Consider the following 18,480-nt stretch of genomic DNA (forward strand, 5'->3'; position numbering starts at 1 on the left):
ACTTCTTTTTATATCCATCCCTTTTCTTCCGCAATTGTAATTGCCTCAATTCTATTTTTTGCTTCCAGTTTCGCTAATACTTCAGAAATATAATTACGCACTGTACCAGGTGAAAGATAAAGTGCCTTCGCAATTTCATTTGCTGTCTTTCCCTCTTTCGCAAGTAACAGCACTTCTTTTTCACGATCCGATAACGGATTCTGCTCTTGCCATAAGCCAAACATTAACTCTTGAGAAATCTCTCGTTTCCCTTTCATTACGTTACGAATCGCCGAAGCTAAATCCTCACTTGGGCTATCTTTTAACAAATATCCGTGCACACCAGCTTTCATTGCCCTTTCAAAATACCCAGGACGCGCAAATGTTGTTAAAATCATTACTTTACAAGATGATTTTTTTTTCTTTAAAGTTTCTGCAACATCTAATCCACTTTGAATTGGCATTTCAATATCCATAATACTTATATCTGGCTCTAACGATTCAATTAACTTTAAGGCCTCTTCACCGTTCGCCGCTTGCCCAACTACTTCAATATCATCTTCTAGATCAAGCAGGGCTCCTAATGCACCACGAAGCATTCGTTGATCTTCTGCAATAATAATTCGAATCATGCCCTCACCTCATCTTTTCCTGTTCTAATTACAATTGGAACTTTCACCGTTAACAGTGTCCCTGGATTGATCGTATCCAGTTCAACTACTCCATCAATAAGGGAAATCCGCTCCTTCATACCTCGAATACCGTTTCCATCATGACTTTGATTTTCCAAACCGACGCCATTATCTTCTACTTTCAAAATCAACTCACCTTGTGATTCTAATATAGAAACTGTACATGCCTTTGCCTTACTATGCTTCACGACATTCGTAACAGCTTCACGTAAACACATACCTAAAATATTTTGTTCAATTGGTGATAACGAGCTAGAATTAGCCTCCTGCTTTACTTCTAATTCAATATTGGCAGCTTGCAAAATCGCTTTTATTTGCTCAAGTTCTTCTTCCACTGTAATCATACGCATATCAGAAATTAATTCTCTCAGCTGTTTTAAAGCGGTGCGAGATGTTTGTGTAATTTCCTTCGCTTCCATACTTGCACGATCTGGATTTTTCACAATTAACTTCTCCACGAGCTGACTTTTCAAAGTAATAAGAGATAATGTGTGTCCTAACGTGTCATGAAGATCTCTTGCAATTCGCTGGCGCTCTTCACGTTTTACTAAGTCTTTAATTTGTTCATTTGCTTCGTTTAATTGATTTTTCAACATCTTTTTTTGATTAAAATTACGCATTCCAAATGGCGTAAGAAGCATTAAAATAAACATTGGAACTATATTCACTAAATTTGTAGTTGTTAAATGCTTAAAATATACGAATATAAAGGCCCCAAGCATTGTAATCAACAGTCCTAACAACACTCGAAATACTTTCTTACTTGGCGCAAAGCCCATCGCACTTGCCGTGAAAAAACCAAAAAATATCATAAAAGCATTATAAAATAAGGCAAATAAAAAGATGAGTACCATTTGAATACATGCCCATAAAATGAACGTCTTATTAACAAAATAAAGTTGACGGTATGTGATAATGAAAACTATCAACATACCGCTCCCTATCCCAAGTTTCCACCCTGATACCTGCGTTAGATGGTAAATCGGAAATAACAGATACACTAACCACATATATGGGAAGAAACCCATCTGTTTCGGAAAAATCTCAAACTTCTTCTCTATCATTTATACCGCTTCCTGTCTTTTCCTTATATATATTGATACTACAACAAATATAAGGAAATAACCTCCTAGTACCGCTATATTTCCCCACCCAACTGACTTCCCAGCTACAATATCCCATGCCCCACTACCAAAATGATATGTCGGTGTCCATTCTCCAATAGACCTTAATACTTTTGGGAATACTTCTATCGGCATCCATAATCCGCCAACTACCGCTAAGCTCATATTTAAAATATTAGCCAGGCCAGCAGCCGCATCCGCCTTCTTAATTGAACCTATTACTGTTCCGAGTGCTAAAAATGGTGTCACGCCTAATAATAACCATAATCCGGCACCAATCCATTGACCTACTGTTAACTCAACATTATTAATTAATATTCCTGCCATAAAAATAACTAAGATTGAAAAAGCATTCACTACTGTTTGGGCAATAATCTTTGCTGCTAAATATGCCCCCTCTGGAAGTGGTGTAATTTTTAAAAGATGTGTCCATCCTTGCCCTTTTTCCTGAGAAAGTCTCACACCGAAACTAAAAAGTGCAGTCCCTACAATACTGAAAGTCGCCATTGAAATTAAATAATGAGCTTTCCAAGCATCTCCGTTTTGTGGTACTTGAATAACATTTGTAAAGATGTAGTAAAACATAACTGGCATTAATAATGAGAAAAAGATAAATAATTTATTACGGAACGTACGTAAAACCTCTATTTTACATTGCATCCATAGTGCTCTCATGCGATTTCCCCCTTCTGATTTGCGACAAACTGTTCAAATGCTTCATCGAGACTTCCACGTTCAACTGAAATATCTGTTACAGGTAAGTTCTTTTGATAAATTGCTTGTAACGTGGCATCGGTATCCTCCGTTGTTAAAATAATCCGCCCCTCATTTGACTGTACTCCTGTTACATTCGGCAATTCCTTTAGCAGGCCCGTAGGGATACTTTCTTTTGAATAAAACGAGATCGTTTTTCGAGAAATCGTCGCTTTCATTTCATCCGGCGTACCATCTGCGATAATTTTTCCGTTTGCGAATAATAAAATGCGGTCCGCTAACGCATCTGCTTCTTCTAAATAGTGCGTCGTTAAAATAATCGTTTTCCCTTCACTTGCTAACTTTCGAATCGTTTCCCAAAACACTTTTCGAGACGTAATGTCCATCCCTACAGTTGGTTCATCTAAAAATAATAAATCTGGATTTCCCGCAAGTGCGAGTGCAAAATTCAACCTTCTCTTTTGACCACCTGATAACTTTTCACATCTTTGCTTTCGCTCTGATTCTAAATTCGATAGCTGAAGTAATGTTTCTTTCGCTACTGGATTCGTATAATAACTACGGAATAACTCAATTGCCTCTTCTACTGTGATGCTGTCAATAACGCTTACTTCTTGCAACATCGCACCGAGGCTATTACGAACATCTCTATGCTTCGGGCTCTTTCCAAATATCGAAACATTCCCTTCTGTCGGATCTTTTAATCCGAGCATCATTGAAATTGTCGTTGTTTTCCCCGCACCATTTGGGCCGAGTAATGCTACTATTTGCCCTTTATTTACATGAAATGAAACGTTATTTACTGCTTTTTTATGTTTAAATGTTTTAGAAACACCATTTACTTCAATAATCTTTTCCATCTCTCCACCCCCGCCGTTTCTTATATTTACATTGTATGTGCTGGAAAAGTTAGGAAACAGTATGATGCGTCATGACATCCATATGACAATTGTCATGTATTCTTTATGAGAGGAATCAGCCTGCATACCGCATGCGAGTAGCAGTACAAAAACAAACATGATACAATCGGATAAGACATATATTCGAGGAAGGACAGTGGTTTTCATGATTATTCGTAATGAACAAGATTTAGAAGGTTTACGAAAAATCGGCCGCATCGTTGCACTTGCACGCGAAGAAATGAAAAAACAAGCGAAGCCAGGTATGACAACGAAAGAGCTTGATTTAATTGGTAAAAAAGTATTAGACGAGAACGGTGCTATTTCAGCGCCTGAAAAAGAATATAAATTCCCAGGTGTAACTTGCATTAGTGTAAACGAAGAAGTTGCTCACGGCATTCCAAGCGATCGCGTATTAAAAGAAGGCGATTTAGTAAACGTAGACGTATCGGCAGCACTTGACGGATATTATGCAGATACAGGTATCTCATTTGTTCTTGGCGACGATGAAGAAAAAGAAAAACTTTGCCAAGCAGCAGTAGACTCATTTTGGGAAGCAATGAAAAAAGTAAAAGCTGGCTCAAAACAAAATCAAATTGGTCGTGCTGTTTCTAACTTTGCACATAAAAGTGGATATAACGTTATTCAAAACTTAACTGGTCACGGTATTGGTCTTAGCTTACACGAAGCTCCAAACCACATCTTAAGCTACTATGATCCAATGGATAATGCGCTTCTAAAAGACGGTCTTGTTATCGCTGTAGAACCATTCATCTCTATGAAAGCTGATCATATCATTGAGCGCGGTGATGATGGTTGGACATTCGTTACACCAGATAAAAGCCTTGTTGCACAATGTGAACATACAGTTGTCGTCACTCGTGGCGAGCCAATTATTTTAACTCAACTATAATCAAAAATAGCCGTTTTGTAGATTCCTTCTACTAAAGCGGCTGTTTTTGATTATGTAACATCCCTATAAACAGAAAGCTTATAAAAATAAAAAGGTGATACATCAAAGTATCACCTTTTTAACGGGGTGAGGCTGTCCAAAAGTACGGAAAACTCTTGAACAGCCTCGTATTTTCATATGGATGCCTTACATATATCACTGATGATAATTATGAAATGCGGAAACATAGTTATCATCACATGATTCAAACAAAAGAAAAGAAATCCTATAACGGATCTCTTTTCCCTACATAATCTAAAGTTTGGGTACACTAGATTCATGCAATGTAGGAGCCTTCAAAACAGAAAGCAATCCTTCATTTAAAATGATAGCATACATATATCTGCTAAAAATATGTAAATGTGCATATAGCGTTTTTTATTTCTCAACATCAAATTATTGAAAATTCAGATATATAAAGTTAAAATTAAGTCGTTATCCGTCTTCTTTTGTCAGTCAGAGAGAATAGAAGAATGGGAGAGGAAAAAATGAGAAAATCACTGAAACAAAAAATAGTAAGCTCCTTGCTTGCTGTATCACTCGCCGTTAGTTTAGCTCCAATCGGACAAGCAAAAGCTGATTCCACGTCAGAAATTACACAAACTCCATCTATTACAAAACAAGTTGATGCAAGCCGCGCCATCGAGCATATCCGTTTCTTATCCGAAACAATCGGTCCCCGACCAGGTGGTACAAAATCAGAAGAATGGGCTTCTCGCTATGTTGGTATGAAGCTTAAATCAATGGGATATGAAGTAGAATATCAGCCCTTTCAAGTGCCGGATCAATACGTTGGATTTATTGAATCAACATTATCCACAAAGCGTAATTGGCAAGCTGGCGCTGCTCCAAATGCACTAATTTCTACAGAAGCTGTTACAGCTCCGCTTATCTTTGTTCAAGGTGGTACAAAGTTGGATGATATTCCAAATGAGGTAAACGGAAAAATTGTTTTATTCGAAAGAGGTGCAACAGTAGCAGATTATAATAAACAAGTTGAAAATGCTGTTAGTAAAGGGGCAAAAGGTGTACTTTTATACAGCTTAATTGGAGGTCGTGGAAACTACGGACAAACCTTCAATCCTCGCTTAACTAAAAAGCAGTCTATCCCTGTCTTTGGTCTTGCTTATGCTCAAGGAAATGCGTTTAAAGAAGCAATTGCTAAAAAAGAGACAACAATGCTTTCCCTAAAAGCGAGACATGAATCTAATTTAACATCCCTAAATGTCATCGCTAAAAAGAAACCAAAAAATAGTACAGGTAATGAAAAAGCTGTTGTTGTAAGTTCACACTATGATAGTGTCGTTGGAGCACCTGGGGCAAATGATAATGCTTCTGGTACAGGATTAGTATTAGAATTAGCTCGTGCTTTTCAAAATGTAGAAACTGATAAAGAAATTCGTTTTATTGCTTTTGGTTCTGAAGAAACTGGCTTACTCGGCTCTGATTATTATGTTAATAGTCTGTCCCAAAAAGAACGCGATCGAATTTTAGGTGTCTTTAACGCAGACATGGTTGCAACAAATTATGATAAAGCAAAGAATTTATATGCAATGACTCCTGATGGATCAACGAACCTTGTAACAGATGCTGCCTTACAAGCAGGTAAACAATTAAATAATGATCTCGTTCTTCAAGGAAAATTCGGCTCTAGTGATCACGTACCATTTGCTGAAGTGGGTATTCCTTCTGCACTATTTATTTGGATGGGTGTCGATAGTTGGAATCCATTAATCTATCATATCGAAAAGGTATATCACACGCCTCAAGATAATGTATTTGAGAACATTTCACCAGAACGTATGAAAATGGCATTAGAAGTTATCGGAACTGGTGTTTATAACACCCTTCAAAAACCTGTTACTCAAACAGGTCAAAAAGCTGCTTAATACTATTTCAAGCTACCGATTAATCGGTGGCTTTTTATTAAGGAAAAATAAATATGTATAATAGCATATTTGTTACATGGCGTTATTACCCTAAAAAAATCTTAATACATTAATTTAAGTATATCAATTATACGATTTATTGTGTATAATATAAAACGTAATATATTAATGTAATTGTATTATTGAATGGTATTACCATGTAGAATAATACTAGTAATTACATCTAATAAAGAAGGCTTTCTACTATGAAAAGATTATTCTTGCATTTGTGTTAGCTTTAACAGTTATTTTTAGGAACAAATGCCTTTATTCCTGAAACAAACGCTGATGCAGCTACTCACGAGCAAAGCTTTACAAAATACTATTTCTAAATTAGCCATAAAAATGGCTATGCATTCATCCAAAACTTAACGGAACATGGTCATTGATCTTAAATTACATGAGATACCACACCACATTCTAAGCTTATGGTCCAATACATAATCGACTTATCAAAAACGATTTCATTGTTACTTTAGAGCCGCTTATCTCTATGAAAGCTGACCATATTATTCGGCCGCTGATTGAGTCCAACCTGAAATTGTTCTCTTTTTTCTAAAAAAAGCCCTTCAGGTTGCATTCTTCCCTTCACTTTATCGTGAAGTGTTTTTGAATACTTACCTAAAGGGCGTAATATCAATAGTAATTTTTTAATTTGTCTGCTACTCAGATTACAGTGTAATCAATAATCTAAATCTTTTTTATTATTTTATTCGCTGACGAGCGAGTAGGATTCCACCTAAAAGGAATAATACCATACCTCCAAGAATTGAACTCATTTCTGCTGATGTTCCTCCTGTGTTAGGAAGTAATGTTGGCTTATCATTTTCTGTAGTAGGTGGAACTTTTGAATCGCTATTTTTGTCTGCATTTGTGTTTGGATCTGTACCTGGATCTTTTGGATTTGTGCTTGGATCTTTCGGATCTGTGCTTGGATCTTTTGGATCTGTGCTTGGATCTTTCGGATCTGTACTTGGATCTTTTGGATCTACACCTGGTTCGTCCTTGATTTTTGTATTCGTGATGTCATAACCATTTACTTCGGATTTGTATCCCGCTACTGGTTGTTCTTTCACTTCATACTTGTACGCCTTACCTTCAGCATCATATGCTGCTAAATCTTTAAACGCATATTTCCAATCACTTGCTGTACTCACTTCTTGTGTTGCGATTACTTGGCCATTTTGTAGTAAGTCTACTTTAATCATTGAAGGACGTTCTTTCGCATTATCGTCTTTCCACGTTTTCGTTCCTTCTACTTTTGTTTGACCAACCTTTGTATTCGTGATGTCATAACCATGTACTTCTGTTTGATATCCGTCTACTGCTTGTTCTTTCACTTCATACTTGTATGCTTTTCCGTCTGCATCATATGCTGCTAAATCTTTAAATTCATATTTCCAGCCTGTTGCTTTGCTTACTTCTTGCGTCGCAATCACTTTACCGTTTTGTAGTAAGTCTACTTTAATTGCTTTCGGACGATCTGTTGCGTTGTTATCGTCTTTCCACATTTTTGTTCCTTCTACTTTTGTTTGGCTTACTTTTGTATTCGTGATGTCATACCCTTTGACTTCGGATTGATATCCATCTACTGGTTGCTCTTTCACTTCATACTTATATGCTTTTCCTTCAGCATCATATGCCGCTAAATCTTTAAACGCATATTTCCATTCGCTTGCTGCGCTTACTTCTTTTGTATCGATTACCTTGCCATTTTGTAGTAGGTCGACTTTGATTATTTCTGGACGTCCTTCACCATTTCCGTCTTTCCATACCTTCGTTCCTTCTACTTTTGTTTGACCAATCTTTGTATTCGTGATGTCATTACCTTTTACTTCTGTTTGATATCCGTCTACTGCTTGTTCTTTTACTTCATACTTATATGCCTTGCCTTCGGCATCGTATGCCGCTAAATCTTTGAATTCATACTTCCAACCGCTTGCTTCTGTTACTTCTTGTGTTGCGATTACTTGGCCATTTTGTAGTAAGTCTACTTTAATCATATTTGGACGATCTTTCGCATTATCGTCTTTCCACGTTTTCGTTCCTTCTACTTTTGTTTGACCAACTTTAGTATTCGTGATGTCATTACCTTTTACTTCTGTTTGATATCCGTCTACTGCTTGTTCTTTCACTTCATACTTATATGCCTTACCTTCGGCATCGTATGCCGCTAAATCTGTAAACGCATATTTCCATTCGCTTGCTACGCTCACTTCTTTTGTATCGATTAACTTGCCATTTTGTAGTAAGTCTACTTTAATCATTGAAGGACGATCTTTCGCATTATCGTCTTTCCACATTTTTGTTCCTTCTACTTTTGTTTGGCTTACTTTTGTATTCGTGATGTCATATCCTTTTACTTCGGATTGATATCCGTCTACTGGTTGCTCTTTCACTTCATACTTATATGCTTTTCCTTCAGCATCGTATGCCGCTAAATCTGTAAACACATATTTCCATTCGCTTGCTGCGCTTACTTCTTTTTTATCGATTACCTTGCCATTTTGTAGTAGGTCGACTTTGATTATTTCTGGACGTCCTTCACCATTTCCGTCCTTCCATACCTTCGTTCCTTCTACTTTTGTTTGACCAATCTTTGTATTCGTGATGTCATTACCTTTTACTTCTGTTTGATATCCGTCTACTGCTTGTTCTTTCACTTCATACTTGTATGCCTTACCTTCGGCATCGTATGCCGCTAAATCTTTAAATTCATACTTCCAACCGCTTGCTTCTGTTACTTCTTGTGTTGCGATTACTTGGCCATTTTGTAGTAAGTCTACTTTAATCATATTTGGACGATCTTTCGCATTATCGTCTTTCCACGTTTTCGTTCCTTCTACTTTTGTTTGACCAACTTTTGTATTCGTGATGTCATAACCATGTACTTCTGTTTGATATCCGTCTACTGCTTGTTCTTTCACTTCATACTTGTATGCTTTTCCGTCTGCATCATATGCTGCTAAATCTTTAAATTCATATTTCCAGCCTGTTGCTTTGCTTACTTCTTGCGTCGCAATCACTTTGCCGTTTTGTAGTAAGTCTACTTTAATTGCTTTCGGACGATCTTTCGCATTATCGTCTTTCCACATTTTTGTTCCTTCTACTTTTGTTTGGCTTACTTTTGTATTCGTGATGTCATATCCTTTTACTTCGGATTGATATCCGTCTACTGGTTGCTCTTTCACTTCATACTTATATGCTTTTCCTTCAGCATCGTATGCCGCTAAATCTGTAAACACATATTTCCATTCGCTTGCTGCGCTTACTTCTTTTGTATCGATTACCTTGCCATTTTGTAGTAGGTCGACTTTGATTATTTCTGGACGTCCTTCACCGTTTCCGTCCTTCCATACCTTCGTTCCTTCTACTTTTGTTTGACCAATCTTTGTATTCGTGATGTCATTACCTTTTACTTCTGTTTGATATCCGTCTACTGCTTGTTCTTTTACTTCATACTTATATGCCTTGCCTTCGGCATCGTATGCCACTAAATCTTTGAATTCATATTTCCAACCTGTTACTTCTGTTACTTCTTGTGTTGCGATTACTTGGCCATTTTGTAGTAAGTCTACTTTAATCATCGTCGGACGATCTTTCGCATTATCATCCTTCCACGTTTTCGTTCCTTCTACTTTCGTCTTGCCTATTTTTGTATTCGTGATGTCATTACCTTTTACTTCCGATTGATATCCGTCTACCGGTTGTTCTTTCACTTTATACTCGTAAGCTACTCCGTTTGTATCGTATGCTTGGAGGTTTTCAAATGTGTACTTCCAATTTGTTGCTGCTGTTACTTCTTTTGTGTCTACTACTTTACCATTTTGTAGTAAGTCGACTTTAATCATTGAAGGACGACCTTTCGCATTATCGTCTTTCCACGTTTTCGTTCCTTCTACTTTTGTTTGACCAACCTTTGTATTCGTGATGTCATATCCTTTGACTTCGGATTGATATCCATCTACCGCTTGTTCTTTCACTTTATACACGTAAGCTACTCCGCTTGCATCGTATGCTTGGAGGTTTTCAAATGTGTACTTCCAATTTGTTACTTTGCTTACTTCTTTTGTGTCTACTACTTTACCGTTTTGTAGTAAATCTACTTTAATCATCGTCGGACGATCTGTTGCATTGTTATCGTTCCAAGTCTTTGTTCCTTCTACTTTCGTTTCGCCTACTTTTGTATTTGTGATGTCATATCCTTTGACTTCGGATTGATATCCTTTTACTGGTTGTTCCTTCACTGTATACTCGTAAGCTACTCCGCTTGCATCATATGCTTCTAAATCTGCGAATATATATTTCCAACCCATTACTGCTAGTACATCTTGTGTTTTTATCACATTTCCATTTTGTAGTAAGTTGACTTTGATCATTACCGGACGGTCTGTTGCATTTCCGTCTTTCCACATCTTCGTTCCTTCTACTGTCAATTTCGCTACTTTTGTATTTATGATGTCATATCCTTTGACTTCGGATTGATATCCATCTACTGCTTGTTCTTTCACTTTATACTCGTAAGCTACTCCGTTTACATCGTATGCTTGTAGGTTTTCAAATGTGTACTTCCAATTTGTTGCTTTGCTTACTTCTTTTGTGTCTACTACTTTACCATTTTGTAGTAAGTCTACTTTAATCATCGTCGGACGATCTGTTGCGTTGTTATCGTTCCAAGTCTTTGTTCCTTCTACCTTCGTTTCGCCTACTTTTGTATTTGTGATGTCATATCCTTTTACTTCGGATTGATATCCATCTACTGCTTGTTCTTTCACTTCATACTTATATGCCTTACCTTCAGCATCGTATGACGCTAAATCTTTGAATTCATATTTCCAGCCTGTCACTTCTGTTACTTCTTGTGTTGCGATTACTTGGCCATTTTGTAGTAAGTCTACTTTAATCATCGTCGGACGATCTTTCGCATTATCGTCTTTCCACGTTTTCGTTCCTTCTACTTTTGTTTGACCAACTTTAGTATTCGTGATGTCATAACCATGTACTTCTGCTTGATATCCGTCTACTGCTTGTTCTTTTACTTCATACTTGTATGCTACTCCGTTTGCATCGTATGCTTGGAGGTTTTCAAATGTGTACTTCCAATTTGTTGCTTTGCTTACTTCTTTTGTGTCTACTACTTTACCATTTTGTAGTAAATCTACTTTAATCATTTCCGGACGATCTTTCGCATTATCGTCTTTCCATGTTTTCGTTCCTTCTACTTTCGTCTTGCTTACTTTTGTATTCGTAATGTCATAACCTTTTACTTCGGATTGATATCCGTCTACTGGTTGTTCTTTTACTTCATACTTATATGCCTTACCTTCGGTATCGTATGCCACTAAATCTGTAAACGCATATTTCCATTCGCTTGCTGCGCTTACTTCTTTTGTATCGATTACCTTGCCATTTTGTAGTAGGTCTACTTTGATTGTTTCTGGACGCCCTTCACCATTTCCGTCCTTCCATACCTTCGTTCCTTCTACTTTTGTTTGACCAACCTTTGTATTCGTGATGTCATAACCTTTTACTTCTGTTTGATATCCGTCTACTGCTTGTTCTTTCACTTCGTACTTATATGCCTTACCTTCGGCATCGTATGCCGCTAAATCTTTGAATTCATATTTCCAACCTGTTGCTTTGCTTACTTCTTGCGTCGCAATCACTGTACCATTTTGTAGTAGGTCTACTTTAATCATTTCCGGACGATCTTTCGCGTTATCGTCTTTCCATGTTTTCATTCCTTCTACTTTTGTTTCGCCTACTTTTGTATTTGTGATGTCATAACCGTTGACTTCCGGTTTGTATCCATCTACTGCTTGTTCTTTCACTTCATACTTGTATGCTACTCCGTTTGCATCATATGCTTGGAGGTTTTCAAATGTGTACTTCCATTCTGTTGCTGCTGTTATTTCTTTTGTGTCTACTACTTTACCATTTTGTAAAAGGTCTACTTTGATCATTGTCGGACGATCTTTCGCATTATCGTCTTTCCATGTCTTCGTTCCTTCTACTTTTGTTTCGCCTACTTTTGTATTTGTGATGTCATAACCATTTACTTTTGATTCGTATCCATCTACCTGCTGTTCTTTCACTTCATACTTGTATGCTACTCCATTTTCATCATACGCTGCTAAATCTTTAAACTCATACTTCCAACCTGCTGCTTCACTTACTTCTTGCGTCGCAATCACTGTTTCTTTTTGTGCTTGTGAGTTATCTTTTTGTACTAAATCTACTTTGATGGTTTTCGGACGATCTGACGCATTGTTATCGTTCCACGTCTTCGTTCCTGAAACTGATGTCTTACCTACTTTTGTATTCGTGATGTCATAACCATTTACTTTTGATTCGTATCCATCTACCGGCTGTTCTTTCACTTCATACTTGTATGCTTTTCCATTTTCATCGAACGCTACTAAATCTTTAAATTCATACTTCCAACCTGTTTCTTTGCTTACTTCTTGTGTCGCAATCACTGTACCGTTTTGTAGTAAGTCTACTTTGATGGCTTTATGCTCTTCCTCTGTACCACCTTTCCACGTCTTCGTTCCTGCAACTGATGTCTTGCCTATTTTTGTATTCGTGATGTCATAACCATTTACTTTTGATTCGTATCCGTCTACTGCTTGTTCTTTCACTTCATACTTATATGCTTTTCCGTCTGCATCGTTTATCGCTAAATCTTTAAATTCATATTTCCAGCCTGTTGCTTCGCTTACTTCTTGCGTCATAATCACTGTACCGTTTTGTAGTAAGTCTACTTTAATCATCGTCGGACGACCTTCCGCATTTCCGTCCTTCCATGTTTTCGTTCCTTCTACTTTGGTTGTTTGTACCACTTTTGTATTTGTAATGTCATAACCATTTACTTCTGTTGTGTATCCATCTATCGGTTGTTCTTTTACTTCATACTTGTACGCTACTCCATTTGCATCATAAACTGCTAGGTTGTCAAATTTGTATTTCCAACCATCCGCCGCTGTTACTTCTTTCGTGTCTACTATTTTCTCATTTTGTAGTAATTCTACTTTGATTGAACTTGGACGATCTTTCTCGTTATCGCCTTTCCACATCTTCGTTCCTGAAACAGATGTAGTTTTCACTTTATTTGGAATATCCAGTTCGACTCCATTTTCATCATCTGATTTTATTTCAAACTCTACTTTTTTCTGAGGATCGAAATCAATATAGTCTGGAGCTGAAACCTCTTGTACATAATATTTACCTGGTGATAATTGAGGAGTTTCAACTATCCCTTTTTCATTTGTTGTATATTCGCCCCCAACTTGTTCACCAGACTCTTTATACAACTTAAACGAAACATTCGGGATTATTTTTTCTTTATTTCCTTCAATATGTTTAATAATTTTCAGCTTTCCTTTTGGGACCTTGTTACCGGTAGCACCACCGCCAGCTGTCATATTTTCGACTGGATGAGTACCCGATTCAGTAACTGGTTCTTCGTTTAAAACTTGGTAATCAATCGTATAATCATTCTTAAAAAAATCTTGCGTCTTCCCAGCTTCCGTTATAGTAGATGTATAACCAATCGAAAAGGAGGCAAGACGTGCTTTATCCTTATTAAGCACAACTTTAAATGATTTGTCTCCGGTAAAGGTAATTGTTCCGTAACCTTGCCCTTCAAGCTCTTGTAGCGTTAAAGATCGACGACCTAAATCATCATCTACAATTATATAGAAACTATCCTTATTAAGTGTTTGACCTTCCTGTAAATTATCAGTCACAACAATATCACGACTTAACTCTTCTTTAGCTAAGTTTATATTCAAGAACCAACGTACTTCATCGTCCTTACCTGAGTTCATATCACCAGTTTTATAAAAAAACGGTGGCTTTCCAGGATCTGTACCACCACCACTGCTTGGGCCGGTAATTGTTACAGATTGCTTATCTACATTTGTACCAAAATTGGTTTCAATCTCTTTCTTTTGATCCGTTCCTACATTAGTAGCTTCCACGAAAAAGTTTAAATACCCTTGAATATTTTCATGTGTATCCACTTTATCATTAAATGTACATACCACAGTACCTGCTGTAACTTTACAAGTACCATAGTCATTTAATAGAAACTCGCTATTTAATCCTTTTAATTCTGGAGGCAGTGTTAATGTTAGTGTGTCTCCAGGCTTCAGCCTAAGTCCATCTTTTTCACTGAAGTTTACAGTTACTTTAGTCCGTTCTGTGGTACTTAGATTTGTTTTACCAATCTGAAAACTATCCACAAGTCCTGCTGTGTTTAGCTCTTGTGCATTTGCTACTATAGGTAGCAAACTCTGACCTATAGTAAACATGAAAATCATTATAATCGAAAAAATCGAAGTAATTCTTTTTAAATACATATTTTATGTTATCCTCCTATAAAATTAAAAATAGATAGATCCTGGTACAAGCATACTATGACAAAGATTCTATTATTCAATGTCATTAAGCCACTTTACTTAAATATTTTCGATAGCTATTATCATCTTTTTCTCTTTTTTCAACCCTTCTATTACTTAGAAACTTGCAGTTTGACTCTTATATAGATTCATCTAATTTCTCTGATGTTTCATTTCTCGTATATACTGTTTAACAAAAACAGATACAGGACAAATTTCGATAAAGAAATTCAAATTACAAGTACACATGAACGGACCACAGAATAACTTCAAAGTTAGAAGGAGACAATTTGAAAAGTACTCACGATAAAGCTCATGACAGCCATTGTCGTCTTATTATGCTGTAAAATTTCCGGAATTTCTCCAAACCCAATGCAAACGTTTGCTCTATAAATACCGAAAAATTCGTTACCGGCAAGTATGGCCTAGCTACTTCACAGTAAATATGCATTTGGTCAACTTCCTTACTTATCCTCCTAAAGAATAACAAGAAGTACCATCTATAATCGAAATTAGCATATCAGCCGAGGAAGATTACGATTGTGAAACATGCTAGGATACTCGTATTCTAAAAAATGTTATTGAAGATGCATTTTCTGCCATTATGAGTTGAGGTGAAATTGGCCATATGTTAAAACGTTTGGTGTTTAATTACACAGCCAACCTACACACCGAAACAAGTAGAACAAAAAGCGTTCTATCGCCAGCATTATATAATTAAAAACGCTCTGGATGAAGTATTGTTTGCCTATGCAAGATGATAGTCATATTCTCCAAATTTGAATACAGTGGACCGAATTTGGGGGTAACTAAAAAAGAGTATGATTTTCAACTGATTTCATGTAAATCGCATAGAAATACGAAATTCAGCCTTTTCATTTTTGGAGTATATAAATGAGTGTCGAGAAAAAACACTTTGCCTAATGGGTTCCATGGCTATGTCGAAGAATTAAAATGAGCTTATATATGATGATAATATCAAAACCGAGAGATTTATATCCTTTCATTATTTTTTATCAAATCATGAAAACTTCAATTGTACTATATGTACTATTTTAAACATATCCCCCTAGTTTCTTGACTAAGCTGAAAGTTTTCAAGATTAATTACTAATTGGTTAGATACTTGGTTAGATGAATTGTTATTTTAGTATTTGGCATAGCTGTAACAATGTTTTTTACAACAATCACACCATTTCCTAGTAACATCCCACCAACTAATAATACATATATGGATTTTTGATAATTTTACCCCCAACAGTCTATTATTCTAGAATCGTTCCTAAAAATCAATAGTTAATTGGTACTTTACTATTTTCACTTCATCACCATAACATATATTTGTCACATGTATTTATATTAGTAAACTGAAATAAAAAAAAAGAGACAGCTCTGCCATCTCTTTTTTATTTCAGTTTACCCTCATCAAGACGTACGTGAGGTTCTCCCCCATACGTCTTTTCGTTGATCTTCTTTCTTTGACATCTAATCAGTGTATAGACTGATTAGATGTCTTTATATCAACTTGTATATCACTTCTAAACAAAAATAAGTATCTTTTCTTTTGTCTATTACATTTTTTCTGGTGCAGATACTCCTACGATTGCTAATGCATTTTGAAGTGTCGTGCGTACTGCTTTCATTAATTCGTAACGAGCTTTACTTAATTCTAAGTTATCTTGGTTTAATACTTTTTCTGCATTGTAGAAGCTGTGTAATGCTGCAGCTAATTCAAATGCATAGCTTGTAATGCGGTGTGGCAGACGCTTTTGCGCTGCATCCGCAACTACAGCTGGGAATTCACCAAGTTTTTTCAGTAACTCTACTTCTTTCTCAGAAGTAACAAGTTTGTAATTTACGTCTCCGCCTGTAGCTAATCCTAACTCTTCACCTTGACGAAGGATACTGCATACACGGGCATGTGCATATTGTGCATAGTATACTGGGTTTTCATTAGATTTTGATACAGCTAAGTCCATATCGAAGTCTAAATGAGAATCACCGCTACGCATTGCGAAGAAGTATCGCATTGCGTCCACGCCTACTTCTTCCATAAGCTCACGAAGTGTAACTGCTTTACCTGTACGCTTACTCATTTTCATTTTTTCACCATTTTGGTACAGTTGTACCATTTGGATGATTTCTACTTCAAGTGTTTCTTTATCGTAACCTAGTGCTTGAATAGCAGCCTTCATACGAGGAATGTAACCGTGGTGGTCAGCACCCCAAATGTTGATTAGCTTATCGAAACCACGCTCTAATTTATCACGGTGATAAGCGATATCTGGCGTTAAGTATGTGTAAGAACCGTCATTTTTAATTAATACACGGTTTTTGTCGTCACCGTAAGTCATTGAACGGAACCAAGTTGCTCCGCCTTCTTCAAAGATTTCGTCACGCTCTTTTAATACAGCAAGAGCCTGATCAATTTTTCCGTTTTTGTATAATGATGTTTCTGAGAACCACACATCGAAGTTAACACGGAAGCTTGCTAAATCTTTTTGAAGTTTTGCTAACTCATACTTTAAACCGTATGAACGATAGAATTCATAGCTTTCTTCTGCATCAGCTTTTGCATAACGATCGCCAAACTCTTCAGCTAAGCGTTTACCGATTCCAATGATGTCCGCACCATGGTAACCGTCTTCTGGCATTTCTTTCTCTAAACCTAAAGCTTGCATGTAACGAGCTTCAACAGAAAGAGCTAAGTTATGAATTTGGTTACCAGCATCATTAATGTAGTACTCACGAGATACATCATATCCTGCTTTTGCTAATACGTTACATAAAGTGTCACCTACTGCCGCACCACGTGCATGTCCTAAGTGAAGATCACCTGTTGGATTCGCAGATACGAACTCAATTTGTACTTTTTCACCTTTACCAGTATTCGTTTCACCGTATGCTTCACCAGCGTTGACGATTGTTGGGATTAAGTCTGTTAAGTAGCTATTATCCATGTAGAAGTTAATGAAACCAGGACCAGCGATTTCAATTTTTTCAATAGAAGCTTTTGCTTTATCGAAGTTTGCAACTAAGTCTTCTGCAATCATACGAGGTGCTTTTTTCGCAACGCGTGCAAGTTGCATTGCCATATTTGTAGAGAAGTCACCATTTGTTTTATCTTTTGGAGATTCTAATACAACGTTTGGAATTTGTTCTTCTGTCGCTAGTTCTGCCTTTAATACAGCAGCTTGAATTTCTTCTTTAATCAATCCTTTTACTTGTTCTAAAGAATTCATTATTTTGCCTCCTTCAAATTAAGTGTAATTGTATATCTGCCAGCTTCTTGTTCACTTAGAAGCAATGCGTACGTTAAGAAGAGTTGTCCTTTTTTCTTTTCATCCGACCATTTAAAAAGAACGTTATCAGTTTTCGTTTGCAATGCAAACGTACCAAGTTCACTCGTATACGTACCAGTTGTCCATTCACCTTTCACATGCGTCTGACGCATAGAAATAGCACCTGAACGCATAATGAGAACTTGTTCATCTTGAATTTTAATAATTGTTTTCACTTCGCCTTGTTCGTTCGGCTCTTGGAATGTTATATATGTACCTTGACCTTTTACATAGTATTGACCATTTGCTTCAAAAGCAACGGTTTCCTTCCTCGCCCCTTCACGGATTTCTGTTACGAAATGAACGTGTACCGGCAAGCCTGCAAGTTGTTTCTTCACGTCTTGCACACCCTTCAAATGTTATAGATATTAAATACTACTTATAATAAATCACTTTTCCTATCATATCAAAAAAAGACTCTGTCTGTCTGCTGAAAAATCAGGAAAACTC

At 36.7% G+C, this 18,480-nt stretch carries 9 protein-coding genes and 1 pseudogene; 3 read left to right on the forward strand and 7 right to left on the reverse strand.

The window, feature by feature from the left end; translation table 11 throughout:
• Nucleotides 1-8 precede the first annotated feature (8 nt).
• Genes MKY70_RS27725 through MKY70_RS27740 form a run of 4 tightly spaced genes read right to left on the reverse strand, consistent with a single transcriptional unit; the run spans nucleotide 9 to nucleotide 3,369 of the window.
• Entirely contained in the window at nucleotides 9-611 is a 603-nt protein-coding gene (locus MKY70_RS27725; RefSeq protein WP_341026253.1) for a response regulator transcription factor, read from the reverse strand.
• On the reverse strand, nucleotides 608-1,735 hold the full coding sequence (locus tag MKY70_RS27730; protein WP_341026255.1) for a sensor histidine kinase: 1,128 nt from the start codon (nucleotides 1,733-1,735) through the stop codon (nucleotides 608-610). The genes MKY70_RS27725 and MKY70_RS27730 overlap by 4 nt, the downstream gene beginning before the upstream one ends.
• Nucleotides 1,736-2,470: an ABC transporter permease gene (locus tag MKY70_RS27735; RefSeq protein WP_341026257.1), complete on the reverse strand. Its 735-nt coding sequence runs from the start codon at nucleotides 2,468-2,470 to the stop codon at nucleotides 1,736-1,738. It abuts the gene before it with no gap.
• Entirely contained in the window at nucleotides 2,467-3,369 is a 903-nt protein-coding gene (locus MKY70_RS27740) for an ABC transporter ATP-binding protein (RefSeq protein WP_002034877.1), read from the reverse strand. Before MKY70_RS27740 ends, MKY70_RS27735 begins: the two co-directional genes overlap by 4 nt.
• 157 nt (nucleotides 3,370-3,526) lie before the next feature.
• Here MKY70_RS27740 and map point away from each other — a divergent pair, with 157 nt between their 5' ends.
• The 3 genes and pseudogenes from map to MKY70_RS27755 all read left to right on the forward strand — a co-directional run.
• Nucleotides 3,527-4,321: a type I methionyl aminopeptidase gene (map, locus tag MKY70_RS27745; RefSeq protein ID WP_016121123.1), complete on the forward strand. Its 795-nt coding sequence runs from the start codon at nucleotides 3,527-3,529 to the stop codon at nucleotides 4,319-4,321.
• 527 nt (nucleotides 4,322-4,848) lie between these two features.
• On the forward strand, nucleotides 4,849-6,249 hold the full coding sequence (locus MKY70_RS27750) for a M28 family metallopeptidase (RefSeq protein WP_060749295.1): 1,401 nt from the start codon (nucleotides 4,849-4,851) through the stop codon (nucleotides 6,247-6,249).
• A gap of 374 nt (nucleotides 6,250-6,623) precedes the next feature.
• Nucleotides 6,624-6,802, forward strand: a pseudogene (locus tag MKY70_RS27755) (type I methionyl aminopeptidase); the annotation flags it as partial.
• A gap of 190 nt (nucleotides 6,803-6,992) precedes the next feature.
• Here the strand turns inward: MKY70_RS27755 and MKY70_RS27760 are convergent.
• From MKY70_RS27760 to MKY70_RS27770, 3 genes are all read right to left on the reverse strand, one after another.
• The gene (locus MKY70_RS27760) at nucleotides 6,993-14,603 is read right to left on the reverse strand and encodes a Cna B-type domain-containing protein (RefSeq protein WP_445662176.1); all 7,611 of its coding nucleotides are present in this window, start codon (nucleotides 14,601-14,603) and stop codon (nucleotides 6,993-6,995) included.
• Between the two features lie 1,657 nt (nucleotides 14,604-16,260).
• The gene (gene argS, locus MKY70_RS27765) at nucleotides 16,261-17,931 is read right to left on the reverse strand and encodes an arginine--tRNA ligase (protein ID WP_002143903.1); all 1,671 of its coding nucleotides are present in this window, start codon (nucleotides 17,929-17,931) and stop codon (nucleotides 16,261-16,263) included.
• Complete coding sequence (locus MKY70_RS27770) at nucleotides 17,931-18,368, reverse strand: DUF1934 domain-containing protein (protein ID WP_002089794.1); 438 nt, start codon at nucleotides 18,366-18,368, stop codon at nucleotides 17,931-17,933. Before MKY70_RS27770 ends, argS begins: the two co-directional genes overlap by 1 nt.
• Nucleotides 18,369-18,480: the final 112 nt, after the last annotated feature.

This window comes from Bacillus sp. FSL R9-9492, from assembly GCF_038007365.1.
GTDB classification, from domain to species: domain Bacteria; phylum Bacillota; class Bacilli; order Bacillales; family Bacillaceae_G; genus Bacillus_A; species Bacillus_A mycoides.

What these genes read in the sequence shown, in the direction of transcription:
- MKY70_RS27740 (WP_002034877.1), bottom strand. Translation starts at nt 3,369, where the DNA reads ATGGAAAAGATTATTGAAGTAAATGGTGTTTCTAAAACATTTAAACAT.
- MKY70_RS27750 (WP_060749295.1), top strand. Translation starts at nt 4,849, where the DNA reads ATGAGAAAATCACTGAAACAAAAAATAGTAAGCTCCTTGCTTGCTGTA.
- map (WP_016121123.1), top strand. Translation starts at nt 3,527, where the DNA reads ATGATACAATCGGATAAGACATATATTCGAGGAAGGACAGTGGTTTTC.
- MKY70_RS27725 (WP_341026253.1), bottom strand. Translation starts at nt 611, where the DNA reads ATGATTCGAATTATTATTGCAGAAGATCAACGAATGCTTCGTGGTGCA.
- MKY70_RS27760 (WP_445662176.1), bottom strand. Translation starts at nt 14,603, where the DNA reads ATGTTTACTATAGGTCAGAGTTTGCTACCTATAGTAGCAAATGCACAA.
- argS (WP_002143903.1), bottom strand. Translation starts at nt 17,931, where the DNA reads ATGAATTCTTTAGAACAAGTAAAAGGATTGATTAAAGAAGAAATTCAA.
- MKY70_RS27730 (WP_341026255.1), bottom strand. Translation starts at nt 1,735, where the DNA reads ATGATAGAGAAGAAGTTTGAGATTTTTCCGAAACAGATGGGTTTCTTC.
- MKY70_RS27735 (WP_341026257.1), bottom strand. Translation starts at nt 2,470, where the DNA reads ATGAGAGCACTATGGATGCAATGTAAAATAGAGGTTTTACGTACGTTC.